The following is a 25,267-nucleotide window of genomic DNA, read 5'->3' as shown; positions in this document are numbered from 1 at the left end:
GGGCGGCCACAGCGCCGCCGAAACCCGCAGGCAGCGGCCGCGCGGACGGCGGACGGAGCGGGCCGGGCGGCAGGAATGGCGGAAGTCGGGTTACCGTTCGAGTGGCCGTTGCGGGCTTTTGCCGTTTGACACGGGGGCGGGTTGTACCGTCACACTCCGCAGCGACAGCACTGTCGGCAGCGCCATCGCGCTGCCCTGATGCCCACCGAGCGTCGACCGGAGAGAAGAGCGAAGTTGTCCCCGACCAGCGAGACCGCACAGGGCGGCCGCCGACTCGTCATCGTCGAGTCGCCTGCCAAGGCGAAGACGATCAAGGGCTATCTCGGCCCCGGATACGTCGTCGAGGCGAGCGTCGGGCACATCCGCGACCTCCCGAACGGCGCCGCCGAGGTGCCGGACGAGTACACCGGCGAGGTACGCCGTCTCGGCGTCGACGTGGAGAACGACTTCCAGCCCATCTACGTCGTCAACGCCGACAAGAAGGCCCAGGTCAGGAAGCTGAAGCAGCTTCTGGCCGAGTCCGACGAACTCTTCCTCGCCACCGATGAGGACCGCGAGGGCGAAGCCATCGCGTGGCACCTGCAGGAAGTGCTCAAGCCCAAGGTCCCGGTCCACCGGATGGTCTTCCACGAGATCACCAAGGACGCGATCCGGGCCGCCGTCGCCAACCCGCGCGAGCTCAACCAGCGCATGGTCGACGCCCAGGAGACCCGCCGTATCCTCGACCGCCTCTACGGCTACGAGGTCTCGCCGGTCCTGTGGAAGAAGGTCATGCCGCGGCTGTCGGCGGGCCGTGTCCAGTCCGTCGCCACCCGCCTCGTCGTCGAGCGGGAGCGCGAGCGCATCGCCTTCCGTTCCGCCGAGTACTGGGACCTGACCGGCACCTTCGCCACCGGCCGCACCGGTGACGCATCCGACCCCTCGACGCTCACCGCCCGCCTCAGCGCGGTCGACGGGCGCCGCATCGCCCAGGGCCGCGACTTCGGTCCGGACGGGCAGCTCAAGGCCGGCTCCGCCCAGACGCTGCACCTGGACGAGACGAACGCCCGCGCCCTGGCCGCCGCGCTCGCCGACTCCGCGTTCGCCGTGCGGTCCGTCGAGTCGAAGCCGTACCGCCGCTCGCCGTACGCCCCCTTCCGTACGACGACCCTCCAGCAGGAGGCGAGCCGGAAGCTGGGCTTCGGGGCCAAGGCCACCATGCAGGTCGCGCAGAAGCTGTACGAGAACGGCTTCATCACCTACATGCGTACCGACTCCACGACCCTCTCGGACACCGCGATCTCCGCGGCCCGGGCGCAGGTCACGCAGCTCTACGGTGCGAATTACCTGCCGGACAAGCCGCGCACGTACGCCGGCAAGGTCAAGAACGCGCAGGAGGCGCACGAGGCGATCCGCCCCTCCGGCGACCGCTTCCGCACCCCTGCCGAGACCGGTCTCACCGGTGACCAGTTCCGGCTCTACGAGCTGATCTGGAAGCGGACCGTCGCCTCCCAGATGAAGGACGCGGTCGGTAACTCCGTCACCGTCAAGATCGGCGGCCGGGCGAGCGACGGCCGGGACGCCGAGTTCTCCGCGTCCGGCAAGACGATCACCTTCCACGGCTTCATGAAGGCGTACGTCGAAGGCGCCGACGACCCGAACGCCGAGCTCGACGACCGCGAGCGCCGACTGCCGCAGGTCGCCGAGGGCGACGCGCTGACCGCCGACGAGGTCACCGTCGACGGCCACGCGACCAAGCCGCCGGCCCGCTACACCGAGGCCTCGCTGGTCAAGGAGCTCGAAGAGCGCGAGATCGGCCGCCCGTCGACGTACGCCTCGATCATCGGGACGATCCTCGACCGCGGGTACGTGTTCAAGAAGGGCACGGCGCTCGTCCCGTCGTTCCTGTCGTTCGCCGTGGTCAACCTGCTGGAGAAGCACTTCGGCCGGCTCGTCGACTACGACTTCACGGCCCGCATGGAGGACGACCTCGACCGCATCGCGCGGGGCGAGGCCCAGTCCGTGCCGTGGCTGAAGCGCTTCTACTTCGGTGCGCAGGAGGGCGACGACGCGGCCGGTGCCGGAAAGGCCTCCGACGCGGGCAACGGCGACGGCGACCACCTCGGCGGGCTCAAGGAGCTCGTCACCGACCTCGGCGCGATCGACGCCCGGGAGATCTCCTCGTTCCCCGTCGGCAACGACATCAAGCTGCGGGTCGGCCGGTACGGCCCGTACATCGAGCGCGGCGAGAAGGACTCCGAGGGCCACCAGCGCGCGGACGTCCCCGAGGAGCTGGCGCCCGACGAGCTGTCCGTCGAGTACGCGGAGGAGCTGCTGGCCAAGCCGAGCGGCGACTTCGAGCTCGGTGCGGACCCGGTCAGCGGGAACCAGATCATCGCCAAGGACGGGCGCTACGGCCCGTACGTCACCGAGGTGCTGCCCGAGGGCACCCCGAAGACCGGCAAGAACGCGGTGAAGCCGCGGACGGCCTCGCTCTTCAAGTCGATGTCACTGGACACGGTGACGCTGGCCGACGCGCTGAAGCTGATGTCGCTGCCGCGTGTGGTCGGCGAGGACGCCGAAGGCGTCGAGATCACGGCGCAGAACGGCCGCTACGGCCCGTACCTGAAGAAGGGCACGGACTCGCGGTCCCTCACCTCCGAGGACCAGCTCTTCGACATCACGCTCGAAGAGGCCCTCGCCATCTACGCCCAGCCGAAGCAGCGCGGGCGGGCCGCTGCCAAGCCGCCGCTGAAGGAGCTGGGGACCGACCCGGTGAGCGGTGCTCCGGTCGTCGTCAAGGACGGGCGCTTCGGTGCGTACGTCACGGACGGCGAGACGAACGCGACGCTGCGGACCGACGACAGCGTCGAGGACATCACGCCGGAGCGCGGCTACGAGCTGCTCGCCGAGAAGCGGGCCAAGGGGCCGGCCAAGAAGAAGACGGCAAAGAAGGCCCCGGCAAAGAAGGCGCCGGCAAAGAAGGCGACTGCGGCCAAGAAGACGGCCACGGCGGCCAAGAAGACCGCGGCGAAGAAGACGACTGCCGCGAAGAAGACGACCACTGCGGCGAAGAAGACCGCGGCCAAGAAGACGGCTGCTTCCTCGGCTTCCGTGGAGGACTGACCTTCCTGGGGCCCTGGGCTCCTTGACGCCGGAGGGGCTGGACGAGTGTCCAGCCCCTCCGGCGTTGCCGTTTCCGGGGGTGGGAGGCGGGTGAGGGGGCGAGGGGTTGCGCCTGCGGCGGACCTTTCCCTACCTGCCCCTTTCCGTAACCGAGGGCTCCGCCCCCGGACCCCCGCTCCTCAAACGCCGGAAGGGCTGGAGTCGCCGAGGCGCCGGCCGGGCTGGAGACGCCGGCGGGATGGTTCTGCGGTCCCCGGGTCCGCGTGCCCGTCGAGTGGGTCGGATCGTGAGGTCGACGGTCGTATGTTCGGACGCGGACCGCGGGCACCGCCCCGCTCCCGATAGGCTGGGCGGATGACGCGAGCCGAGCAGCCAACGGTCGTGAGCCCCACCTCCGACACACTTGCCGCAGACTCACGCGAGCGCGCCGTACGAGCCCTGTTGCGTGTTCCCCCGCTGAAGCGGTTGTGGAGCGCCCAGCTCGTCGGCAGTACCGGCGATGCACTCGCCCTTCTCGTGCTGGTGTTGCTGTCGCTGCAAGCGGCGGTCCTTGAGGGCTCATTCGGATCCGGATACCGCGGGGCGGCCTTCGCCGTCGCCGCCGTCTTCGGGGCCCGGATTATTTCCACCCTGCTCTTCGGAGCCGTACTCCTGGGGCCGTTGACGACCCTGACGGCGCCGGGAGGGCCGCTCGACCGGCGGTGGCTGATGATCGGCGCCGACGGGCTGCGGCTCGCGCTGCTGGTCGTCGCGCCCCTGTGGATCGACTGGACGCCCGACAAGGCGCTCATGATGATCCTCATCACCGTCTTCGTCACCGGCGCCGGTGAGCGCCTGTGGACGATCGCGAAGGACGGGGCGGCGCCCGCGCTGCTGCCCGCACCGCCGATCGAGGGCGCCGCGGTGCGTCCGTTGCCGGACCACCTCGACTCACTGCGCCGGCTCTCCCTGCGTACGGACTTCGCCGCCGTTCCCGCCGCCGCGGCCGTTCTGCTGGTCGCCACGCTGATCGGCAATCTGCTGGGCTCGGGCCTGGAGTGGTTCTCCTTCCACCAGGCGGCCCTCGGCTCGTACGTCGCGGCCGGGCTGTTCTCCGCCTCGATCTCGACCGTGTACTTCCTGGAACTGCCCGGCACACCGACGCCCCGCCCGCGCTCGCCCCTGGAGGGGTTGCGCCGGCCGTCCGCCGGCAGCGGACCGGACAAGGGCCGTACGGGCGCCGTCCCGCTGATCGTCGCGACCTGCGCCGCGGTCGCCGGAGCGATCGCGGCCGCGGCCGCCGTCGCCGTGCTGGACGCCGCCGACCTCGGTGGTGGCCCCGCCACTTTCGCCCTGCTGATCCTCGCCCTGACGGGTGGTACGGGTGTCGGCATCCGTACCGCGCAGAAGGTGCTGCCCACCCTGTCGCGGCGGCGGCTGCTCTCCCTGGCCACCGCCGTCACCGGAGTCGCCCTCCTGGCGATGGGTCTGGTCCCGGACACGGCGACCGTCCTCATGCTCGCCGTGCTCGCCGGATACGCGGCGGGCGTCGCCGCGAACACCGGCCATGTGCTCGTCGACCAGGAGACCGAGGAGTTCCGCCGGGCCAGGACCACCGAGCACCTCCAGGCCGTCGTCCGGGTCCTGATCGCGCTCGGCGCGGTCGGCGGCCCGCTGGTGGCCGCCGCCATCGGCACCCACCGGCTGACCGCGGGCGACTTCGTCTTCGCGCACGGCGGTGCCGCCTTCACCCTGATGCTGATCGGCGCCCTGCTGCTGCCGGTCGCCGCGATCGTCCTCGCGAAGACGGACGACCGTTCCGGAGTGCCGCTGCGCCGCGATCTGCGCGAGGCGCTGCGTGGGGGCGACCCGGCGGTCGCGCCCGCCGGGACCGGCTTCTTCCTCGCTCTGGAGGGCGGTGACGGAGCGGGCAAGTCCACCCAGGTCGAGGCGCTCGCCGAGTGGATCCGTGCCAAGGGCCACGAGGTCGTCGTCACCCGCGAACCGGGTGCGACCCCCGTCGGCAAGCGGCTGCGCTCGATCCTGCTCGACGTGTCGTCGGCCGGGCTCTCCAACCGGGCCGAGGCACTGCTGTACGCCGCCGACCGCGCCGAGCACGTCGACTCGGTCGTGCGCCCGGCGCTGGAGCGGGGCGCGATCGTCATCTCCGACCGCTACATCGACTCGTCCGTCGCCTACCAGGGCGCGGGCCGTGATCTCGCGCCGACCGAGATCGCCCGGATCTCGCGCTGGGCGACGAGCGGACTCGTACCGCATCTGACGGTGCTGCTGGACGTCGACCCGCAGACCGCGAGGGAACGGTTCACCGAGGCGCCCGACCGGCTGGAGTCCGAGCCGCCCGAGTTCCACGCCCGGGTGCGTTCCGGATTCCTGACGCTGGCCGCCGCCGACCCGACGCGTTACCTGGTGGTGGACGCCGGCCAGGAACCGGAGGCGATCACCACGGTCGTGCGTCACCGGCTCGACCAGCTCCTTCCGCTCTCCGAAGCCGAGATCAAGGCCCGGGAAGAGGCGCGCAAGGCCGCCGAGGAAGAGGCCCGGCGCCTCGCCGAGGAGGAAGCCGCGCGCAAGGCGGAGGAGGAGCGTCTGGAGCGCGAGCGCCAGGAGCAGCTCGCCAAGCTCCGCGCCGAGGAGGAGGAGCGCAAGCGCCGCGAGGAGGAGGAAGCCCGCAGGCGCGAGGCCGAACGCCAGGCGGAAGAGGCCAGGCAGCGCGCCGAGGAGGCCCGCCGCATCGCCGAGGAGGAGCGCGCCCGGGTCGAAGCCGAGGACGCGGCCCGCGAGGCCGAGCAGGCCCGGTTGCGCCGCCAGGCCGAGGAGGAGGCGCGGCTGCGCCAGGAAGCCGAGGCCCGGCGTCTGGAGAAGCAGCGCAAGGCGGAGGAGGCCCTGCTCCGGGCCGAGGCGGCTCGACGGCAGGCAGAGGCAGAGGCCGCTGCCGCCGCGGAGAGCGCCCGGGCCCGGGCGGCGGCCGCGCAGGCGGAAGCCGACGCGGAGGCCGCCGAGGCCGCCCAGGCCTCGCGTGCCGCCGAGAGGCCCGGGTCGTCCGGGTCGTCCGAGCCATCCGTGTCGGACAGCGAGCTGACGGTGCCGACCCCGATCGTCAACCCGAACGAGATCACGCAGCCGGTGCCCTCCCCGGTGGATCCGAAGTCCGGCTCCGGGCGGTCCCGCAGCGCGTCGCCGTCCGCGCCCTGGCCTTCCGACGAGGCCGAGACCGCGATGATCCCGAAGATCTCCGACGCGCCCGGGCATCCCGGTGCGGCGGACGAGACGGCGGTGCTGCCGCCGGTACGGGACGCGGGAGGGCATGACTCCGCACGCGACGCCGACCCCGCGGACCGGGTACCTCGTGGCATCTTCCGGGACGAGCGCCCGGCGGCCTCCGTACCCGAGGGCGAGAACGAGCGCACCCGCGAGCTGCCGCAGATCACCGACCCGCAGGCGAACCCGCCCGCGGACCGGGACCGGCAGGGGCCGTCCGGCCGGTCGGGGCGTCCGCGTCCGGACTGGGCGGAGGAGACGCCGCTGGACGATCTGCCCACGCTGGCGGACGAACTGCTCGGCGACCACGACGACGAGGACCCGGGGCCCAGGGGCCGGGGACGCCGCCCGCGTCGCTGACCGGGTACGACGCCGATGGCCCCGCGCGAACAGGCGCGGGGCCATCGGCGTCCGGCAGCCCGGGCTGCCTTCGTCTCTCCGGCTGCCCCGGCTGCCGTTGTCCCTCCGGCAGTCTGCCGGGATTGTCAGACCCGTCCCCCACAATGGGAAGCCGGACCGACGCACATCACGGCGACAGCCGTGACGAGAGCCACCCGGGCCGTACCACCGTTCCGACGGAACGGCGGCTCGGCCCGCACACCACCGGAAGGGCGGTGACCCATGTCCGTATGGGACGACCTGGTCGGCCAGGACCGCGTGCAGGAGCAGCTCGGTGCCGCCGCCCGGGACGCCGACGTGCTGGTCACCGCCATTTCCGCGGGAGAGCCGGTGCCGCCCGGCTCGAAGATGACCCATGCCTGGCTGTTCACCGGCCCCCCGGGCTCCGGCCGGTCCACCGCCGCCCGGGCCTTTGCCGCCGCCCTGCAGTGCACCAGCCCGGACCGTGCCCTGGGCGGGGCGCCGGGGTGCGGCTTCTGCGACGGCTGTCACACGAGCCTCATCGGTACGCACGCCGATGTGGACGTGATCCGCACCGATCTGCTCTCCATCGGTGTGAAGGAGACCCGCGAGCTGGTCCGCCGTGCCCAGCTCTCGCCGGCCGTCGGGCGCTGGCAGGTCATCGTCATGGAGGACGCCGACCGCCTCACCGAGGGCGCGGGCAATGTGCTGCTCAAGGCGGTCGAGGAGCCCGCGCCGCGCACGGTGTGGCTGCTCTGCGCGCCCTCGCTGGAGGACGTGCTGCCCACGATCCGGTCGCGTTGCCGCCACCTCACGCTGAGCACGCCGTCGGTCGACGCCGTCGCCGATGTCCTGATCCGGCGCGACGGCATCGATCCGGAGCGGGCCATGTCCGCCGCCCGCGCCACCCAGGGGCACATCGGCCGGGCCCGCCGTCTCGCCACCGACGAGCGGGCGCGTGCCCGCAGGGCCGCCGTCCTGAAACTTCCGCTGCGGGTCGATGACATCGGCGGCTGCCTCAAGGCCGCCCAGGAACTGATCGACACCGCCACCGACGATGCCAAGCAGGCGGCCGAGGATGTCGACGTCAAGGAGACGGAAGACATGAAGGCCGCGCTCGGCGCCTCGGCCGGGGGCCGGATGCCTCGGGGCACCGCAGGGGTGATGAAGGAGCTGGAGGACCGGCAGAAGCGGCGCAAGACCCGTACCCAGCGCGACAGCCTCGACCTGGCGCTCACCGAACTGACCGGGTTCTACCGCGATGTGCTCGCCCTGCAACTGGGTTCCCGGATCGCCATCGCCAACGCGGACGCCCAGGACTCCCTCGACCGCATCGCCCGCTCCTCCACGCCGGAGCGCACCCTGCGCCGGATCGAGGCGGTGACCGCCTGCCGCCGGGCCCTGGACCGCAATGTGGCCCCGCTGCTCGCGGTGGAGGCGATGACGATGGCGTTGCGGGCCGGCTGAGGCCGTCGGTCACGGCTGCGCGACGCGACGGTCGCACAGCCCCGGCCGATCTCCGAATCACCCGAAAGAGCAGGGAATCGGACGAGCCGACGCCCGGCGGCTACGCTCCGGACATGCATAACAGGCGCCCGCTCCGTACCCTCGCCCTAGCGCTCGGCACCGCCGGCCTCCTCATCTCCGGCTGTACCGACGGGGGTTCGACGACGGGCGCCTCGTCGCCCGCGCAGGCGGCCTCGGCCACGCCTTCCGCCGTACCGGCGGCGCTGAAGCCGTTCTACGCCCAGCAACTGAGCTGGCGGGACTGCGGCGTCACCGGATTCCAGTGCACCACGATGAAGGCGCCGCTCGACTACGCGAAGCCGGACGGCGGCGAGATCAAGCTGGCGGTCTCCCGCAAGAAGGCCACCGGGCCCGGCAAGAAGATCGGCTCCCTCCTGGTCAACCCGGGGGGTCCCGGCGGATCGGCCATCGGCTATCTCCAGGGATACGCCGCGATCGGCTACCCCGCCCAGGTGCGCGCCCGCTACGACATGGTCGCCATCGATCCGCGCGGGGTGGCGCGCAGCGAGCCCGTCGAGTGCCTCACCGGTTCACAGATGGACGCGTACACCCAGGTCGACCAGACCCCGGACGACGCCGTCGAGGTCGCGAAGCTGAGCAGTTCGTTCAAGAAGTTCGCCACCGGCTGCGAGCAGCGCTCGGGCGAGATCCTGCCGCACGTCTCCACCGTGGAGACGGCCCGCGACATGGACATCCTGCGGGAGCTGCTCGGGGACGAGCAGCTGCACTACGTCGGCGCCTCGTACGGAACGTTCCTGGGAGCGACGTACGCCGAGCTCTTCCCCGCGCGGGCGGGCCGTCTGGTGCTCGACGGTGCGATGGATCCCTCGCTCCCGGCGGCCGAGATGAACCGGGACCAGACCGCGGGATTCGAGACCGCGTTCCAGTCCTTCGCGGCGGACTGCGTGAAGAAGGCGGACTGCCCGCTCGGCACGACGTCCGCCGCCGACGCGGCGACGAACCTGAAGAAGCTGTTCAGCGACCTCGACGCGAAGCCGATCGCCACGGGCGAGTCCCGCAAGCTCGGTGAGTCCCTCGCCACCACGGGTGTCATCGCCGCCATGTACGACGAGTCGGCCTGGCCCCAGCTCCGCGAGGCGCTCGCCGGTGCCGAGACGGGCGACGGCTCGGGGCTGCTCTCCCTGGCGGACAGTTACTACGAGCGTGAGCCGAACGGCACGTTCGCGAACCTCATGTACGCCAACGCGGCCGTGAACTGCCTCGACCTCCCACCCGCCTTCGCCACCTCCCAGGCGGTCACCCAGGCCCTGCCCAGCTTCGAGAAGGCCTCGCCGGTCTTCGGAAAGGGCTTCGCCTGGGCCTCCCTGAACTGCGCCTACTGGCCGGTCCCGGCCACTGGCACCCCGCACCCCGTCAAGGCCGAGGGCGCCGCCCCGATCGTGGTCGTCGGAACGACCCGGGACCCGGCGACCCCGTACAAGTGGGCGAAATCCCTGGCCGGCCAGCTCTCGTCGGGCACCCTCCTCACCTACGAGGGCGACGGGCACACGGCGTACGGCCGCGGCAGCGACTGCATCGACACGGCGATCAACACGTACCTGCTGGAAGGCACGGCGCCGGACGACGGCAAGAAGTGCTCCTGACCTGCGGCTGAGGCGTGGAAACGGGGCGGTACGGAGCACCCCTGGAAACTGTGTAGACTTGGCGTCGCTGCTGATCGCATCATGGTGCGACAGGGCGTGCCGCCTTAGCTCAGTTGGCCAGAGCAACGCACTCGTAATGCGTAGGTCTCGGGTTCGAATCCCGAAGGCGGCTCGGATCAGCCCCAGGACTCACTCGCCGTGACCTGGGGCTTTTTCATGCCCGGAGCCGTTTTCGGGTCCGGAGCGCTGCGGTCCCACGCCCGTCGGCGGGACGGCCCGGAGGCGCCGCGCATCCCCGGTGGCCGGGGGGTAGCCGGCGGGGGAATACGGTGGGTCGGCGCGGGATCCTTTCGGTGCCGCCCGGCGGGGGCTGCTGTGTATGATCACCGCCCGGGCCGGACGGCCGGCATTCTGCGCCGCTGCAATGGACCCGATCAGCAGGGTGTTCTGGAGGAGACGGCGGATGACAAGCCCCATGGGCGGGGAGATACCGGGGCCGGCCGGCGAGAGAGCCGTCCTTACGGTGCCCCCCGCACCGGAACGGTCGGCTGCACCCGTGCCCGCTCGGGACGGCAGGGATCCCTTTTTCGACAATGCCAAGTTCCTGCTGCTCGTCCTCGTGGTCTGCGCGCATTTCTGGGCCGACTGGATCAACCACAGCGATGCCGTCAGGTCTGCGGCAGCCTGGGTCTACTCCTTTCACATGCCGGCCTTCATCGTGCTTTCCGGCTTCCTCTCCCGCAGTTACACGGGGCGCCCGGATCAGGTGCAGCGGCTGATCACCGGGGTCCTGGTCCCGTATCTCATCTTCGAGACCCTCTATGCGCTGGTCCGGCAGTACGTTCTCGACGAGGGCGAGATCGACGTCACGATCCTCCAGCCCTGGTTCGTGTGCTGGTTCCTCGTCGCGCTGTTCATCTGGCGGATCACGGTGCCCGTCTGGCGTGCCGTGCGGTGGCCGGTGGCCGTCGCTGTCGTGATCTCGATGCTTTCGGGCCTCACCAGCAATGGGAACATCCTGCAGTTCGCCCGGGTGCTCCAATTCCTGCCCTTCTTCGTGCTGGGCCTGCAACTGCGCCGGGAGCACTTCGCATGGCTGCGCTCCCGGCGCATCAGGGTGGCCTCGGCCGTGGTGATGTGCCTGGCTCTGCCCGTCTCCTATCTGGTCGCTCCGCGTCTGAACGACTGGGAATGGTTCAGCTGGCGGCACGACTACACCGAGCTGCACGTATCGCTTTCCTTCTGGTTCTTCATGCGGGTCGCGCTGTTCGTCGCCGCGGTCGTGATGACGGCGGCGTTCTTCTCGCTCGTCCCGAACCGCAGGACGTGGTTCACGGTCATGGGCACGCGCACCATGTACGCCCTCCTGCTGCACCCGCTGCTCTACCGTGCCGCGGTGCACGCCGGGGTGTACGACCGGCTCGATTCGCCGTGGGGCAAGATCGCGCTGACCGCCGTGGCCGCGGTTGTCGCCGTCGTGCTGATGACCGCGGTGGTGCAGCGGATCTTCCGGCCTCTTGTCGAGCCGCGTGTGCAACGGCTCATGACCTGATTCCCGGGGCCGGGGCGGGACGTCGGCGCCTCCTCCGTGCGGGCGGTGAGGCTACGCCGATCCGCCGTTGCTCTTCAGCAGCTGGCCGTTGACCCACTGACCCTGCTGCGAGCAGAGGAAGTCCACCAGGTGCGCGGTGTCCTGCGGGGTGCCGAGGCGGCCCAGTGGGGTGTTGCGTACGAGGAGTTGGGAGAGTTCGTCGTTCATCCAGCCGGTGTCCACGGGGCCCGGGTTGATGACGTTGGCGGTCACTCCCAGGTGGGCGAGCTCGTGCGAGGCGGCCAGGGTGATGCGGTCCAGGGCCCCCTTGCTGGCGCCGTACGGGAGGTTGCCGACCGTGTGGTCGCTGGTGAGGGCGATGATCCGGCCGGAGCCCGGGGCGGCGCGGAAGCGGAGCCCGTACTCCCGGATCAGCAGCCAGGTGGCGCGGGCGTTCACGGCGAAGTGCCGGTCGAAGCTCTCGACCGTGGTGTCGAGGAGGCCGGAGTCGACCGACTCGGCATGGCTGAGCACGAGCGCGGTGACCGGTCCGATCCGGCGTTCGGCCTCGTCGAAGATGCGGGACGGGGCGTCGGGGTCGACCAGGTCCGCCTCGATCGCGGCCGTGCGCGCGCCTTGTCCGGTGAGGGATGCGGCGATGGCCGCGGATGCGCCCTGCTCCTCGCCCCAGGTCATGCGCCGGTCGTACGGCGTCCAGTAGGTGAAGGCGATGTCCCAGCCCGAGGCGGCCAGTTGGCGGGCGATACCCGCACCGATGCCGATCGTGCGGCCGACTCCGGTGATCAGCGCGAGGGGGCGGGGCGACGCGGAGGGCTGTGGCTGCGGGGGTTGTTCGGCTGTGGTCACAGCGTGGAATCCTCCGTCACGGGGGTGCGCCCCGGCAATGTCTTTTGGGTGCCGGGTGCCGGGTGCCGGGTGCCGGGTGCCGGGTGCCGGTACGCCGGCGACGCCGGTCAGCCCCGCAGGTACGCCAGAACTGCCAGCACCCGGCGGTTCGTGGTGTCGTCCAGCGAGAGGTCGAGCTTGCTGAGGATGCTGCCGAAGTGCTTGCTGACCGTGCCCTCGCTCACCGTCATCGCCGCGGCGATCGACGCGTTGGACCTGCCCTCCGCCATCAGGGCCAGCACCTCCTGCTCACGCGCGGTCAGCCGGGAGAGCGGGTCCCGGCGGCGACGGATCAGCCGGCGGACCACCTCGGGGTCCACGACCGTGTTCCCGGCCGCGACCCGGTGCAGGGCGTCGACGAACTCCTCGACGTCGCCGATGCGTTCCTTGAGCAGATAGCCGACGCCCGCACCGTCGGCGGAGTCGAGAAGGTCCTCGGCGTAGGCGCGCTGGACGTACTGGCTGAGTACGAGGACGGGCAGGTCCGGCTGCCGGGTGCGCAGTTCGATCGCGGCGCGCAGGCCCTCGTCGGAGAAGCCGGGCGGCATGCGCACATCGGTCACCACGATGTCCGGGCCGTGCTCGGCCACGGCCGCGATCAGCTCGTCCGCCGTGGAGGCGCCCGCCACCACCTGATGGCCGAACCGCTCCAGAAGTCCGATCAGGCCTTCGCGCAGGAGCACACTGTCCTCGGCCAGTACGATGCGCACGCTCACGTCCTCGTATCCGCAGGTGAGAGGGGGACCTGCAGCCGAAACACCGTGGGCCCGCCGGGCGGACTGGACACTAGCAGGTGGCCGTCGAGCACCGAGATACGGTCGGCCACGCCCTGGAGCCCCGTGCCGCCACGGGTGTCGGCGCCGCCCGATCCGTCGTCCCACACCTCCACCACCAGTCGGCCCCGCTCCGCCCGGCCGCTCACCCGGGCACGCCCCGCACCGCTGTGCTTGGCGACATTGGCCAGCGCCTCGCAGACCGCGAAGTAGACCGCCGTCTCCACGGTTTGGGGGAGCCGGTCCGGCAAGGCGAAGTCCACGTCCACCGGGACCACCGACCGGTCCGCGACGTCCTCGACCGCCGCCCGGAGGCCGCGGTCGGTGAGGACCTGGGGGTGGATGCCCTGGATGAGCTCCCTGATCTCCACCAGCGCGACCCCGGCCTCCTGGTGGGCCTTGGCGAGCAGCCCGGCCAGCGGTTCGGCCGGGTTCTCCAGCCGGGCCAGACCCAGCGTCATGGAGAGGGCGACCAGCCGTTGCTGCGCGCCGTCGTGCAGATCGCGCTCGATCCGTCGGCGTTCCGCCTCGAAGGCGTCGACCAGCCGCATCCGGGAGCGGCCCAGCTCCCGCAGCCGGGAGTCGAGGCCGGCTTCCGGAGCGGAGAGCAACTGCCGGGTCAGTGTGGCCCGGCAGGCTGCGAGGACCCCCAGCGGATAGGCGAACAGCGGGAGCAGGACCAGTCCGGCGAGCAGCGCCGCGAAGGCGGGCGGGTAGCTGTGGATCAGCCAGATCTTGAGCACGCGGGCCTCCTCGCCGCCGCTCGCCGCCAGCATCACGGGGGCGGCGATCAGTCCGCCGCAGGCGACGAGGGCCGTGCCCACGGCCAGCGCCTCCAACGGCCACAGGACCAGGGCGAACAGCAGCGCGTAGCCCAGTTCCCGCCAGGTGGCCCGTTCCTGGAGGCGGGTGCGCAGCCAGGCGGAGAGGCCGGTGCCGTCCGGTTCCCGGTGGGCCGGGACGAGGGGCCGCGGGTCGAGCAGCCGTAGCCTGCGCCGTTCCAGGGCGGCCAGCGGGATGCCCGCGAGCACGAGGGTGAGGAGCAGCGGGATGCCGATCAGGACCACGGTGAGCGCGCTGCCCGCGACGGTCAGGAGGAGGAGCGCGGTGAGGGTCGCGATGCCCAGCGGCACGCTCGTCAGCAGGTAGAGCGTGGCGCGCCACGGCCAGGCGCCGCGCAGGTAGCGGCGCCGGCGCAGGGCCTGCCACAGGCCCGGGGAGGGCAGGGGGTCGGCGGAAGGGGTGGCGGGGGAGGGCATGGGGGAACGGTAGGCCGGGTCCGGTGGGGTGGACCACCCGGCGAGGTGGAGCCCGGGGGTGGAGCTACCTCCACCCCCGGGACTCCCTCTCGCTGCGATGTGCCGCAGGTACGGCGCCGGTTGAGTGGTGGTCATGAATCACGCAGCTGTCCGGCTTCGCTCGGTCACCCGGTCCTACGGCAGGAACCCCGGCGCGGTGACCGCGCTCGACGGGGTCACCCTCGACGTCCCCCGGGGCACGTTCACCGCCGTCATGGGCCCGTCGGGCTCCGGCAAGTCGACCTTGCTCCAGTGCGCCGCCGGTCTCGACCGGCCCACCGGCGGGCAGGTGTTCCTCGGCGACACCGAACTGACCGGGCTCAGCGAGCGGAAGCTGACGCTGCTCCGCCGCACCCGCATCGGTTTCGTCTTCCAGGCGTTCAACCTGCTTCCCTCGCTCAGCGCCGAGCAGAACGTCGCCCTCCCGCTGCGGCTGGCGGGCCGCCGGCCGAAGCGGGCCGAGGTCCTGGACGTCCTGGAGCGCGTCGGGCTGCGCGACCGGTCCGGGCACCGGCCCGGTGAGCTCTCCGGCGGCCAGCAGCAGCGCGTGGCCCTGGCCCGCGCCCTGGTCACCCGGCCCGATGTGCTGTTCGGGGACGAACCCACCGGAGCGCTGGACTCCGAGACCGGCCGACAGGTGCTGACGCTGCTGCGCACCATGGTGGACGGCGGCCAGACCGTGATCATGGTGACGCACGACCCGGTCGCCGCCTCCTTCGCGGACCGGGTGCTGTTCCTGGCCGACGGCCGGGTGCGGGACGAGCTGGCCTCCCCGTCCGCCGGGCAGGTCGCGGCGCGCATGACGCGGTTGGCGGCCCTGCCGTGCTGAGTATCGCGCTGCGCTCCATGCGGACCCGCTGGGTCACCTTCGTCGGCTCCTTCCTCGCGCTGGCCCTCGGCGTGGGGATCGTCGCCACCACCGGGCTGGCCCTCGCGGCCACGTTCGACGCCCCCCGGCACGGGCCCGAGCGGTTCGCCGCGGCGCCCGTCGTGGTCCGGGGTGAGGACCGGCTGCGGGTAGGGACCCCGATCGGAGTCCGTACGCAGGAGCTGACCTCGCCCCGGCCGGTCCCGGCGGAGCTCGTCAACGCCCTCGCGGAGCTCGGCCGTACGGTCGAGGACCGCACGTTCCCCGTCTCGGTCGCCGGTGCCCGCCTCGACGGGGACGGCGAGTCAGGCCGGGGCGCAGACGGTGAGGGAACGGTCGGCCACCCGTGGCCCGTCGCGGCCGCCGCCCCGTACCGGCTGGCCACCGGACGGGCCCCGGCCGCCGCCGGAGAGGTCGTCGTCACCGCGGGGAACGGCTCCGATGTGCGTACGGGGGAGCGGATCACGGTCACCACCGGCTCGGGGACCGCCGCCCGGACCGTCGTCGGCACGGTGCGCCCCGCCGGGTTCGAGACCGCCGTGTTCTTCACCGCGGCCGAGTCGGCCAGGATCTCCCCGGCCGTCGACGCCGTGGTGGTGCACGCGGATCCGGCGGCGGTACGCGCGGTCGTGGCCCGCGAGGACCGGATGGCGGTCCTCACCGGCGACGACCGACGGCGGGCGGATCCCGACCCGGACCGGGACGCCGAGGCGCTGGTCTCCGTGAACGCGCTGCTGGGCACGGCCGCCGGCATCACCGTGTTCGTCTCCGTCTTCGTGGTCGCCTCGACGTTCTCCTTCGCGGTCGCCCAGCGCCGCCGCGAGTTCGGCCTGCTGCGCACGGCGGGCGCGACCCCCGGCCAGGTGCGGCGGACGGTGTACGCGGAAGCGGCGGTCATCGGCGTCCTGGCGTCGGCGGCGGGCTGCGGGATGGGCGTCCTCGGTGCGCCGCGGCTCGCCTCCTGGATGGCCGGTGAGCAGATCGCGCCCCGCTGGTTCGAGATCGGCGACCAGAACTGGCCGCTGCACACCGCCTTCTGGACCGGACTCGCGGTGGCGCTGGCCGGAGCGGTCGCCGCCTCGCGCCGGGCCGGAAGGGTGGGACCGGTCGAAGCGCTGCGTGAATCCGCCGTCGACAGCGGTTCGATGCCCCTGAGCCGGGTGCTGCTGGGCGCGGCCGTCCTGCTGACCGGGGTGGTTCTGCTGGGTATCGCGCTCGTCCAGGATCCCGGGAGCCTCCTGAAGCGCAAGACGTACGTCACCCAGCCGATGCTGCTGATCGTCGGCTGCGCCCTGTTCGCCCCCGTGCTGGTACGTCCCGTCACCCGCCTACTCGCCTGGGCGCCCGCCCAACTGCCGGGCGCCACCGGTGTGCTGGCCAGGGAGAACGCCTCCGCCGGGCTGCGCAGGACGTCCGCCGTCGCCGCACCCGTGATCGTCACCGTGGCGCTTGCCGCCTCGCTGATGGGCACCACGGCGACGCTCGACGAGGCGCGGGCCGTCGAGGCGCGTACCCAGGTCACCTCGGATTTCGTGGTCACGGCGGCCGGCGAGGGCGCCGCGCTCCCGCCGGAGTTCGTGGAGCGGGCCCGGCGGATTCGGGGCGCCGTCGTCAGCGCCTCGCGGTCCACCTCCGTGACCGTTCTGGAGGAGGGCACGGCACTCGTCACCTCGGAGGCGCGGGCGGTGGACGCGGCCGATGCGGCGGCGGTGTCGGCGCTCCCCGTGGTGGCGGGCAGTCTCGCGGGGCTCGACGACGGTTCCCTCGTCGTCAACGAGGAGTGGATGACCACGACGGTCGGCGAGCGCGTCGGCGTCTGGCTGGCCGACGGCCGCAAGGTCACCCTGCGGGTGGCGGCCGTGCTGAGCACCGGCACCGGGAACAACGGGGTGTATGTGACCCCGCGCAATGCCGGGGGTGCCGCAGTCGACCGTCTCGACGTCAAGGTCCGTGACGGCGAGGGGCGTTCGGCCGTCGCGGCGCAGCTGGCGGCGGCCGGGCGGGCTACGGGTACGGAGGTGGCGACGAGGGACGGGTGGCTGGCGGAGAACCACCGGCGGACCGGTGGGGACACCCGTCTCGGGCTCCTGCTGATCCTTCTCATCGCCGTGGTGTACACGGGCATCGCCCTGGCCGGCACGCAGGTGATGGCCACCTCGGACCGGGTGCGCGATCTGGCGGTGCTCCGGCTCGCCGGGGCGACGAAGGCGCACGTACTGCGGCTGGTGGGCGCGGAGGCGCTGGTCGTGGTGGCGGTGGGGGCGGTGCTCGGCGGGGCGGTGGCCGCGCTGAACCTGCTCGGCGTACGGACCGCGCTCGCACGGCTCGACGTCCGCTCGGCGGTGGTCGTCCCCTGGGGGGCCATCGGCTCGGTCGTCGCGGTGAGTGCGCTCCTGGCCGTGGTCTTCGCGGTGCTGCCCGCCTGGCTCGCGCTGCGCGTCAGGCCGGTCGAACGGGCGGGTGCGCGGGAGTAGTCCGGGTGTCCGGTCGAACGGGCGGGTGCGCGGGAGTAGGTCCGGGTGCCCGGCCGAAGGGGGCCTCAGCGGGAGAGCGCGGTGACCAGGGCGGCCGCCTCGCCGATGAGGTCCCGTTCGGCCGGACTCATCGTCGGGTTGGCGTCCCGGCGGGCGGCCGCGTCGGCGAGGTGGCGGGCCGGGATACCGCCGTCCGCGATCAGATGCGGCATCAGGGCGGTCAGCAGCTCGCGTCCGCCGTCCGTCGCGGGACTGTCCGGATCGACCGCCACCTGGGCCAGGATCAGCGCCGACATGGCCCGGTCCAGGGCCGGCGGGCCCTCCTCGGCGTTGCTCCAGTCGATCACCACCGGGCCGTCGGCCGTCAGCATCACGTTGTCCGGATGCAGGTCGAGGTGGAGGATCCGGTCCTCGGGATCCGGCGAGAGCCGGGCCGGGACGGTGTGCAGTTCGGCGAGCAGCCGGGCGAGCAGGGCGGATCCCTCGGTGGCGTCGATGTCGCCGCTCAGGAGGGACTCCAGCATCGTGGGACCGGTCAGCCGCTGCAGGACCAGATCGCCGGGACCGGCCGACGGGGGCTGCGGGCCGAGGCGGGGGACCGGGTAGCCCGAGGCCGACAGGTAGGACATGACGGGAAGTTCGGGGGTAGCGTCCAGCCCGTAGCGGTAGCGGCGCAGGACCCACGCCTCATCCAGTTCGTATACGTCGGCGTCGCGTCCGCTGCCCAGCAATTGGCCTATTCGCATGGGGGGAACCTACTCGTGACGGGCGTCCACGGGGAGATCGTTCGCGCGTGTCCTCGTATCGCGGCCGGTCGGGGACAGCTTCGGAACGGCCCCATAACGCGGTGCGATGGGGCGGACGGGATCTCCTGGAGATGACGTGTACGCGGCTACGTTGACGGCAATTCCCCCGAAGTCAAGGAGAGTTCCGTGGAGAGATCCATGCTCCGCAGACGTGCACTGGCCGCGTGTACCGCCACCGTGGCCGTCGGCGCGCTCGCGCTGGCAGGGCTGACCGGCACCGCGTCCGCCGACCCCTCCCCCCGACTGTCGCCGGCCGCGGCGGACCAGCTCTCGCCCGGTCTGCTGAAGGCCATGCAGCGCGATCTGGGACTCACCGCCGACCAGGCGGCGGAACGGATCGGTAACGAGTCCCGTGCGGCTGCCGTGGCCGCCGGACTGCGGCGCTCGCTCGGCACCGGGTTCGCCGGCGCCCGGGTGAGCGGCGATGCGGCGGAGCTGACCGTCGCCACGACCGATGCCGCGGACACCGGCCGGATCGCCGGAGCCGGCGCGCGGGCCGTCGTCGTCGACCACAGCCTGGCCGAACTCGACTCCGCCAAGGCCGCCCTGGACCGGGTGGCGCTGCGCAAGGCGCCGAAGGACGTGCCCGTCTGGTACGTCGACGTGCGCACCAACCGTGTGGTGGTCCAGGCCGGCCGGGTCGCCGCCGCCGACACCTTCCTCGCCGCGGCCGGGGTCGCGCGTGATCTGGTGACGGTCACCCGAAGTGCCGAGCAGCCGCGCACGTTCGCGGATCTGCGGGGCGGCGACGCGTACTACATGAACGGCTCCGGGCGGTGCTCCATCGGCTTCCCCGTCAAGCGCGGCACCCAGAGCGGCTTCGTCAGCGCCGGGCACTGCGGAACGCCCGGCGTCAGCACCAGCGGATACAACCAGCAGGCCCAGGGCTCCTTCCAGGGATCCACCTTCCCGGGCCGTGACTACTCCTGGGTCGCCACGAACACCAACTGGACACCGCGCCCGCTGGTGAACGGCTACGGCAACGGCGATGTGACGGTCACCGGGTCCACCGAGGCGCTGGAGGGGTCGTCGGTCTGCCGCTCCGGCTCGACGACGGGCTGGCACTGCGGCACGGTCCAGCAGCGCAACACCAGCGTCACCTACCAGGAGGGCACCGTCTCCGGGGTGACCCGCACCAACGTGTGCGCCGAACCGGGCGACTCCGGCGGCTCGTTCATCTCCGGCAGCCAGGCCCAGGGCGTCACCTCGGGCGGGAGCGGCAACTGCTCCCAGGGCGGTACGACGTACTTCCAGCCCCTGAACCCGGCGCTCCAGGCGTACGGACTCACCCTGGTCACCAACGGCACCCCGACCGATCCGCCGGACCCGACGGACCCGCCGACCAACCCGGGCGGCAGCTGGGCGGCAGGCACGTCCTACGCGGCCGGTGACGTGGTGACGTACGGCTCCGCGAGCTACCGCTGCCTCCAGGGACACCAGGCGCAGCCCGGCTGGACGCCCCCGAACGTCCCCGCGCTCTGGCAGGCCCTGTAGGGCGTGTTCTGAACTCCCGCCTGCGCGGGCAGCACGGCCGAAACCCTCCGGCGACAGGAACGGGGGTGGGGGCCCGAGCCCTGACCCCGGGCCCCCACCCCGCCCCGCACGTGCCCTCCCCCACCACCCCGAGGAATCAGCCATGACCTCAGACCCGATCCCCGATCCGGCACCCGGCCCGTCCGGCGGCTCCGCCGGTGACCGGCCCATCAGCCGCAAGACCCTCCTCAAGGCGGCGCTGGTCGCCACCGCCGTCCCGCTGCTCGCCGGGGGCGGGGTCGCGCTGGCGCGCGACACCGGTGCCGCCGGGGTGCCGCTCGCCCCGACGCCGGACTGCGACGACGGCGACGAGCCCACGCACGACCAGATGGAGGGCCCGTACTTCAAGCCCAACTCCCCGTTGCGCACCAGCCTGGTGACCGCCGGGACCCCCGGGGTCCGCCTGACGGTCAGCGGATACGTCTTCGGCCGTGAGTGCCGGCCCATTCCCGGGGTGCTGCTCGACTTCTGGCAGGCCGACACCAACGGTGCGTACGACATGAGCGGTTACGCCTTCCGCGGCCACCAGTTCACCGACCAGTCGGGAGCGTTCACGCTCACGACGATCGTGGCGGGGCTGTATCCCGGCCGCACCCGGCACATCCATGTGAAGGCCCAGGCGCCCGGCTCGGGCATCCTCACCACCCAGCTGTACTTCCCGGGCGAACCGCGCAACAACACCGACGCCCTGTACGACCCGGCGCTCCTGATGAACGTCCGGTCCGTGGGCTCCGGCAAGGAGGGGACCTTCGACTTCGTCCTCGACGTCGCCCAGGACCCCACGGATCCGACCGATCCGCCGACCGATCCGCCGACCGACCCGACGGATCCGCCGACGGGCGGCAGCTGGGCGGCCGGAACGCTCTACAACGCGGGCGACCGCGTCACGTACGGCGGGGTCACCTACCGCTGTCTGCAGGCTCACACCGCCCTGACCGGCTGGGAGCCGTCGAACGTCCCCGCGCTGTGGGAGCGCGGGTAGACGGGCAGACCGGCGGGGTACCACCGCCGCGCGCGCACGCCCCGGGCCTCTTCCCGGGGTGTGCGCCGCGCCAGGCCCGGGCCGGAGCCTTCCGGCCCGGGCCGCTTCCCTGCAACGGTGATCCGCTCGGTGGGCCGTGTCCCTGCCATGGCGAACCGCGCTGTGGGTCGTGCCCCTGCATCGGTGAACACCGCTGCGGGCCGGTTCACTTCGCGTCCGAATACCGTTCCACCACCGCCGTGGTGAACGGGAAGCGGACCGGCGTGTCACCGAAGGCGGTCCGCCCGGCCAGTTCACCGGCCGCCCGGATCGCCTCCACCACGGTCTCGGCCTCCTCCTGAGGGCAGTGCACGATCACCTCGTCGTGCTGGAAGAAGACCAGTTCCGCCCGGAGCCCGGCCGCCGCGATCGACTGCCGCAGCGCGGCCAGGAGCAGCAGTGCCCAGTCGGCCGCACTGCCCTGCACCACGAAGTTACGGGTGAACCGGCCCCGTGCACGGGCGTTGGAGGAGGCGTAGCCCGGAGTGAATCCGCCGTCCGCCGCCTCCGAGCCGTCCGCCGGCCGGTCGTCGCTCTCCTGCGGGATGCCGGCCTCCCCGTCGTCCCCACTGCCCGCGGCGGGCGGGCTGGTCCGGCCCAGCCAGGTCCGTACGAGACGGCCCTCCTCGCCCGCCTTCGCCGCGTCGTCCACATACGCGACCGCGTGCGGGAACCTCCGGCGCAGCGCGGCCAGGTTCTTCAGCCCGTCGCCCGACGTCTGGCCGTAGACCGCGCCGAGCAGCGCGATCTTGGCGTGGTCGCGGTCGCCGTGGAAGGCGCGGTCGGACAGCGCGGTGTACAGGTCGCCGTCATGACCGGCCACCTCCATCAGGCCCCGGTCGCGGGAGATGGCGGCCAGCACCCTCGGCTCCATCTGGTCGGCGTCCGCCACGACGAGCCGCCAGCCCTCGTCGGCGACCACCGCCCGCCGGATCACCTTCGGGATCTGCAGCGCCCCGCCGCCGTTGGTCGTCCAGCGGCCGCTGACCGTGCCGCCGGGCTGGTACTCGGGGCGGAAGCGGCCGTCGCGGACCCAGTCCTGGAGCCAGCTCCAGCCGTGCGCCGTCCAGATCCGGTACAGCTTCTTGTACTGGATGAGCGGACGCACCGCCGGATGGTCCAGCTCCTCCAGCTCCCAGCGGCGGGTCGACCGCACCTTGATGCCCGCCTGCGCGAAGGCCTTCACCACATCGGCGGGAAGGTCCGGGCGGACCCGGCGGCCGAACGCGGCGGACACCTCGTCCGCCAGCTCGGCCAGCTTCCGGGGCTCGCCGCCGCCCGCGTACCGCTCGCCCAGGAGCTCGTGCAGCACCTCGCGGTGGACGTCGGCCCGCCAGGGCAGGCCCGAGCGGTTCATCTCGGCGGCGACCAGCATGCCGGCGGACTCGGCGGCCGTCAGCAGACTCATCCGGCCCGGCCGGTCCGTGGCGTCGTGCCGGGCGAGCTGGTCCGCGTACACCTGGAGCAGGGCGTCGAAGGGCAGCTCGGTTCCCGACTGCGGCTCGAACAGGGAGGACTGGGAGCCGGGTACGGCCGAGCGCGGCGGCGGATCGGGCGGCACCGGGCCGCGCAGCAGACGGGCGTGGGCGGCCGCGGCGGAGCGGGGTTCACCGAGGCGGCCCTCATGGCCCAGCAGGAGGGACTCGGCGACCTCGATGTCGTAACAGCGCGCGACAGAGACCCCGGCGGCCAGCAGCCGTGGGTAGACCTCGGCCGACGAACGCCACACCCAGCGGGTGACACCGGGCCGCGAGCGGACGGCCTCGGCGAGGTCCGGTTCGGTGACGGCCGGGGCGGTGGGGCGGCCGGTGCGGTCCAGCGGGGCGAGGCGCGCGCCACCGCTCTCCGTGACGGCCACAGCCCAGCGTTCGGTCATGGATTCGAGTCTGGCACCCGGCACTGACAGCGAGGCGGAGCGCGCGCGGGCGGGGACGCTGGAAGGATGGGCCGGGCCCGGGCAGGCGGGACTTTTCGGGACACGTCCCGGTCCGGATCCGTTGCGACGAGGAGGCAGACGACACGATGGAAGCAATCGTTTTCGAGGAGTTCGGCGGACCCGAGGTACTGCACCCCGCCCGGGTCGAGGACCCGCACCCCGGCCCCGGGCAGGTGCGGGTGAAGGTCAGGGCCGCCGCGGTCAACCCGATGGACTACAAGATCCGGCGCGGCTGGATGGAGGACGTGTTCCCGACCTCGCTCCCGGCGATTCCCGGCGTCGAGTTCGCCGGGGTGGTCGACGTGACCGGTGAAGGGGTCACCGATGTCGCGGTCGGGGACGAGGTGCTGGGCTGGAGTGCCACCGGTTCCTACGCCGAGTACGCCCTGGCCGACGCCGCTCTCGTCGCTCCCAAGCCCCCGGAGCTGAGCTGGCCGGACGCGGCGGCCCTGACCATCGCCTCGAACACCGCCCAGCGCGTCCTGGACGAACTCGGCGTGGAGGCGGGCGAGACCCTGCTGCTGCACGGGGCCGCCGGGGCCGTCGGATCGGCCGCGGTCCAGCTGGCGGCGGCCCGCGGTGCGACGGTGATCGGCACGGCGTCCCCGGGCAACCACGACTACCTGCGGGTGCTCGGTGCGACCCCGGTGGAGTACGGGGACGGGCTGGTCGACCGGGTGCGCGCACTCGCTCCCCAGGGTGTGGACGCGGTCTTCGACGCGGCGGGACGCGGGGCGCTCCCGGACTCCATCGAACTGCGCGGCGGCACCACGGACCGGATCGTCACCATCGCCGACCCGGAGGCGGGCACCTACGGCGTGGCCTTCTCCGGCGGTGGCTCGCGGTCCGGGAAGCAACTGGCCGAGCACGCCCGCCGTGCGGCCGACGGCGAGCTGCGGGTGCCCGTCGCCGAGACGTTCCCCCTCAACGAGGCGGTCAGGGCGCAGGAGCTGAGCGAGGCGGGGCACGTACGCGGAAAGGTCGTGCTGCTGCCGTGAGGGAGGGCGGGAGCGGTGCCCGGCGAAAGTTGTCCACAGGGTGTGGATGAATTCCGGTGGGGCCGCCACGCCTACCCTGACCTCATGGAACCGGTGATCGACCAGGCCTTCGCGGCAGCCCTGTACTCGGACGACGACTCCGGCCTCGACACCGGCGCATCCCTCCTCGCCGCCGACCCGGCCTCCGACGCGGAGCTGCGGCGCCGGGGCGAGGAGTTCGTGCGGCGCGCCTGGGACCGGGGCTGGCTGCCCGCCGACCTCGTGCGCCTGGTCCGCCGCGAACTGGACGAGCACGCGGCCGGCCTGGCCGCCGGGCTGATCGGCTCGGAGGTCCGGCGCTACGAGGTGCTCCCGCCCCGCTGGCAGGCACAGCTGGACGAGCTGCCCGCCCCGCCGCCGGCGGGGCGGCCGGACCGCTTCTCGTACACCTCCGCGCTCCTCGGGCTCTACCGGCTGCTGCTCCGGCTGCCCGGCATCGAGCCCGTCGGGCCCCCGCCCGGGGCCTTGCGCGAGACCCTGCACCTGCCGCCCGCGCACGACGAACCGCGCATGCTGACCCGGATCCGGGCCCTGCTGGCCAAGGCCGAGGCGACCGGATTTCCGGAGGAGGCGGAGGCGCTCACCACCAAGGCGCAGGAGCTGATGGCCCGGCACAGCATCGACGAGGCCCTGCTGGCGGCCCGTACGCACAGCGGCAGCGTGCCCGGCGCCTGCCGGATCGGGGTGGACGCCCCGTACGAGACGGCCAAGGCGATCCTGCTCGACGCCGTCGCCTCGGCGAACCGCTGCCGGGCCGTGTGGAACAGCGACCTCGGCTTCTCGACGGTGGTCGGCTTCGAGCCGGACCTGGAGGCCGTGGAACTGCTCCACACCTCGCTGCTGGTGCAGGGCACGGCGGCGATGACCCGGGCCGAGGCGGGCCAGCGGGCCGGCGGCCGCAAAAGGACCAAGGCCTTCCGGCAGTCCTTCCTGATGGCCTACGCCCAGCGGCTGGGCGCCCGGCTGGCGGACGGCACCGCCCGCGCCACCGTCGAGGCCGAGGCCGAGGGTGCGGTCCCCGGTGCTTCGTCCGCCGGGGCCGGGCTGCTGCCGGTACTGGCCGCCCGGGACGTGGCGGTCACCGGCGCCGCCGAGAAGATGTTCCCCGAGACCACGACCACCCGGGTCCGCGGCGCCACGGACCTGGATGGCTGGGCCCACGGGACGGCCGCGGCGGACCGGGCCCGGGTGGGCGGGAACGCCACGGAGATCCCTGGCCGAGGGCGGTGA

At 72.7% G+C, this 25,267-nt stretch carries 16 protein-coding genes and 1 tRNA gene; 12 read left to right on the top strand and 5 right to left on the bottom strand.

The window, feature by feature from the left end:
- Positions 1-234: 234 nt before the first annotated feature.
- From topA to OG446_RS16825, 6 genes are all read left to right on the top strand, one after another.
- Positions 235-3,105, top strand: coding sequence for a type I DNA topoisomerase (topA, locus tag OG446_RS16850; RefSeq protein WP_328894821.1), 2,871 nt, complete (start codon positions 235-237; stop codon positions 3,103-3,105).
- 354 nt (positions 3,106-3,459) lie between these two features.
- Positions 3,460-6,723: a dTMP kinase gene (gene tmk / locus OG446_RS16845; RefSeq protein ID WP_328894820.1), complete on the top strand. Its 3,264-nt coding sequence runs from the start codon at positions 3,460-3,462 to the stop codon at positions 6,721-6,723.
- 261 nt (positions 6,724-6,984) lie between these two features.
- Positions 6,985-8,190: a DNA polymerase III subunit delta' gene (locus tag OG446_RS16840; RefSeq protein WP_328894819.1), complete on the top strand. Its 1,206-nt coding sequence runs from the start codon at positions 6,985-6,987 to the stop codon at positions 8,188-8,190.
- A 113-nt stretch (positions 8,191-8,303) separates the two neighbouring features.
- Positions 8,304-9,854, top strand: coding sequence for an alpha/beta hydrolase (locus OG446_RS16835; protein WP_328894818.1), 1,551 nt, complete (start codon positions 8,304-8,306; stop codon positions 9,852-9,854).
- A 98-nt stretch (positions 9,855-9,952) separates the two neighbouring features.
- Positions 9,953-10,026: transfer RNA gene (locus OG446_RS16830), tRNA-Thr, on the top strand.
- Positions 10,027-10,233: 207 nt separating this feature from the next.
- The gene (locus OG446_RS16825; protein ID WP_328894817.1) at positions 10,234-11,406 is read left to right on the top strand and encodes an acyltransferase family protein; all 1,173 of its coding nucleotides are present in this window, start codon (positions 10,234-10,236) and stop codon (positions 11,404-11,406) included.
- Positions 11,407-11,457: 51 nt separating this feature from the next.
- Here the strand turns inward: OG446_RS16825 and OG446_RS16820 are convergent, their stop codons facing one another.
- From OG446_RS16820 to OG446_RS16810, 3 genes are all read right to left on the bottom strand, one after another.
- Positions 11,458-12,252, bottom strand: coding sequence for an SDR family oxidoreductase (locus tag OG446_RS16820; protein WP_328894816.1), 795 nt, complete (start codon positions 12,250-12,252; stop codon positions 11,458-11,460).
- Positions 12,253-12,359: 107 nt separating this feature from the next.
- Positions 12,360-13,001 (bottom strand): response regulator transcription factor, encoded by a 642-nt coding sequence (locus tag OG446_RS16815; RefSeq protein ID WP_328894815.1) that lies wholly within the window; start codon positions 12,999-13,001, stop codon positions 12,360-12,362.
- 2 nt (positions 13,002-13,003) lie between these two features.
- Complete coding sequence (locus tag OG446_RS16810; protein ID WP_328894814.1) at positions 13,004-14,323, bottom strand: sensor histidine kinase; 1,320 nt, start codon at positions 14,321-14,323, stop codon at positions 13,004-13,006.
- Positions 14,324-14,456: 133 nt separating this feature from the next.
- On the opposite strand from OG446_RS16810, the gene OG446_RS16805 reads away from it, so the two are divergent.
- Together OG446_RS16805 and OG446_RS16800 are read left to right on the top strand one after the other, a co-directional pair.
- Complete coding sequence (locus OG446_RS16805; protein ID WP_328894813.1) at positions 14,457-15,191, top strand: ABC transporter ATP-binding protein; 735 nt, start codon at positions 14,457-14,459, stop codon at positions 15,189-15,191.
- Positions 15,185-17,704, top strand: coding sequence for an ABC transporter permease (locus OG446_RS16800; protein WP_328894812.1), 2,520 nt, complete (start codon positions 15,185-15,187; stop codon positions 17,702-17,704). Before OG446_RS16805 ends, OG446_RS16800 begins: the two co-directional genes overlap by 7 nt.
- Before the next feature lie 65 nt (positions 17,705-17,769).
- On the opposite strand, the gene OG446_RS16795 is transcribed toward OG446_RS16800, so the two are convergent.
- Complete coding sequence (locus OG446_RS16795) at positions 17,770-18,450, bottom strand: phosphotransferase (RefSeq protein WP_328894811.1); 681 nt, start codon at positions 18,448-18,450, stop codon at positions 17,770-17,772.
- 198 nt (positions 18,451-18,648) lie between these two features.
- Between OG446_RS16795 and OG446_RS16790 the strand changes: the two genes are divergently transcribed.
- Both OG446_RS16790 and OG446_RS16785 read left to right on the top strand, forming a co-directional pair.
- Positions 18,649-20,004, top strand: coding sequence for an alpha-lytic protease prodomain-containing protein (locus OG446_RS16790; RefSeq protein ID WP_328894810.1), 1,356 nt, complete (start codon positions 18,649-18,651; stop codon positions 20,002-20,004).
- A gap of 142 nt (positions 20,005-20,146) precedes the next feature.
- Positions 20,147-21,025, top strand: a complete 879-nt coding sequence (locus tag OG446_RS16785; RefSeq protein ID WP_328894809.1) for a carbohydrate-binding protein — start codon at positions 20,147-20,149, stop codon at positions 21,023-21,025.
- Between the two features lie 205 nt (positions 21,026-21,230).
- Here the strand turns inward: OG446_RS16785 and OG446_RS16780 are convergent, their stop codons facing one another.
- The gene (locus OG446_RS16780; protein ID WP_328894808.1) at positions 21,231-22,940 is read right to left on the bottom strand and encodes a bifunctional 3'-5' exonuclease/DNA polymerase; all 1,710 of its coding nucleotides are present in this window, start codon (positions 22,938-22,940) and stop codon (positions 21,231-21,233) included.
- 146 nt (positions 22,941-23,086) lie between these two features.
- On the opposite strand from OG446_RS16780, the gene OG446_RS16775 reads away from it, so the two are divergent.
- Together OG446_RS16775 and OG446_RS16770 are read left to right on the top strand one after the other, a co-directional pair.
- Positions 23,087-23,998 carry an NADP-dependent oxidoreductase gene (locus tag OG446_RS16775; RefSeq protein WP_328894807.1) on the top strand — a complete coding sequence of 304 codons (912 nt, stop codon included), beginning with the start codon at positions 23,087-23,089 and terminating at the stop codon, positions 23,996-23,998.
- 84 nt (positions 23,999-24,082) lie between these two features.
- Complete coding sequence (locus OG446_RS16770) at positions 24,083-25,267, top strand: DUF2786 domain-containing protein (RefSeq protein ID WP_328894806.1); 1,185 nt, start codon at positions 24,083-24,085, stop codon at positions 25,265-25,267.

This window comes from Streptomyces sp. NBC_00236 (assembly GCF_036195045.1).
Taxonomy (GTDB): Bacteria; Actinomycetota; Actinomycetes; order Streptomycetales; family Streptomycetaceae; genus Streptomyces.
The sequence above is the reverse complement of the archived record's forward strand: the minus strand, read 5'-3'. Positions and strand labels throughout refer to the sequence as shown.

Excerpts from the sequence above, each read along its gene's own strand:
- tmk (WP_328894820.1), top strand. The coding sequence starts at position 3,460 with ATGACGCGAGCCGAGCAGCCAACGGTCGTGAGCCCCACCTCCGACACA.
- OG446_RS16840 (WP_328894819.1), top strand. The coding sequence starts at position 6,985 with ATGTCCGTATGGGACGACCTGGTCGGCCAGGACCGCGTGCAGGAGCAG.
- OG446_RS16835 (WP_328894818.1), top strand. The coding sequence starts at position 8,304 with ATGCATAACAGGCGCCCGCTCCGTACCCTCGCCCTAGCGCTCGGCACC.
- OG446_RS16825 (WP_328894817.1), top strand. The coding sequence starts at position 10,234 with ATGATCACCGCCCGGGCCGGACGGCCGGCATTCTGCGCCGCTGCAATG.
- OG446_RS16810 (WP_328894814.1), bottom strand. The coding sequence starts at position 14,323 with ATGCCCTCCCCCGCCACCCCTTCCGCCGACCCCCTGCCCTCCCCGGGC.
- OG446_RS16805 (WP_328894813.1), top strand. The coding sequence starts at position 14,457 with ATGAATCACGCAGCTGTCCGGCTTCGCTCGGTCACCCGGTCCTACGGC.
- OG446_RS16795 (WP_328894811.1), bottom strand. The coding sequence starts at position 18,450 with ATGCGAATAGGCCAATTGCTGGGCAGCGGACGCGACGCCGACGTATAC.
- OG446_RS16790 (WP_328894810.1), top strand. The coding sequence starts at position 18,649 with ATGCTCCGCAGACGTGCACTGGCCGCGTGTACCGCCACCGTGGCCGTC.
- OG446_RS16785 (WP_328894809.1), top strand. The coding sequence starts at position 20,147 with ATGACCTCAGACCCGATCCCCGATCCGGCACCCGGCCCGTCCGGCGGC.
- OG446_RS16780 (WP_328894808.1), bottom strand. The coding sequence starts at position 22,940 with ATGACCGAACGCTGGGCTGTGGCCGTCACGGAGAGCGGTGGCGCGCGC.
- OG446_RS16775 (WP_328894807.1), top strand. The coding sequence starts at position 23,087 with ATGGAAGCAATCGTTTTCGAGGAGTTCGGCGGACCCGAGGTACTGCAC.
- OG446_RS16770 (WP_328894806.1), top strand. The coding sequence starts at position 24,083 with ATGGAACCGGTGATCGACCAGGCCTTCGCGGCAGCCCTGTACTCGGAC.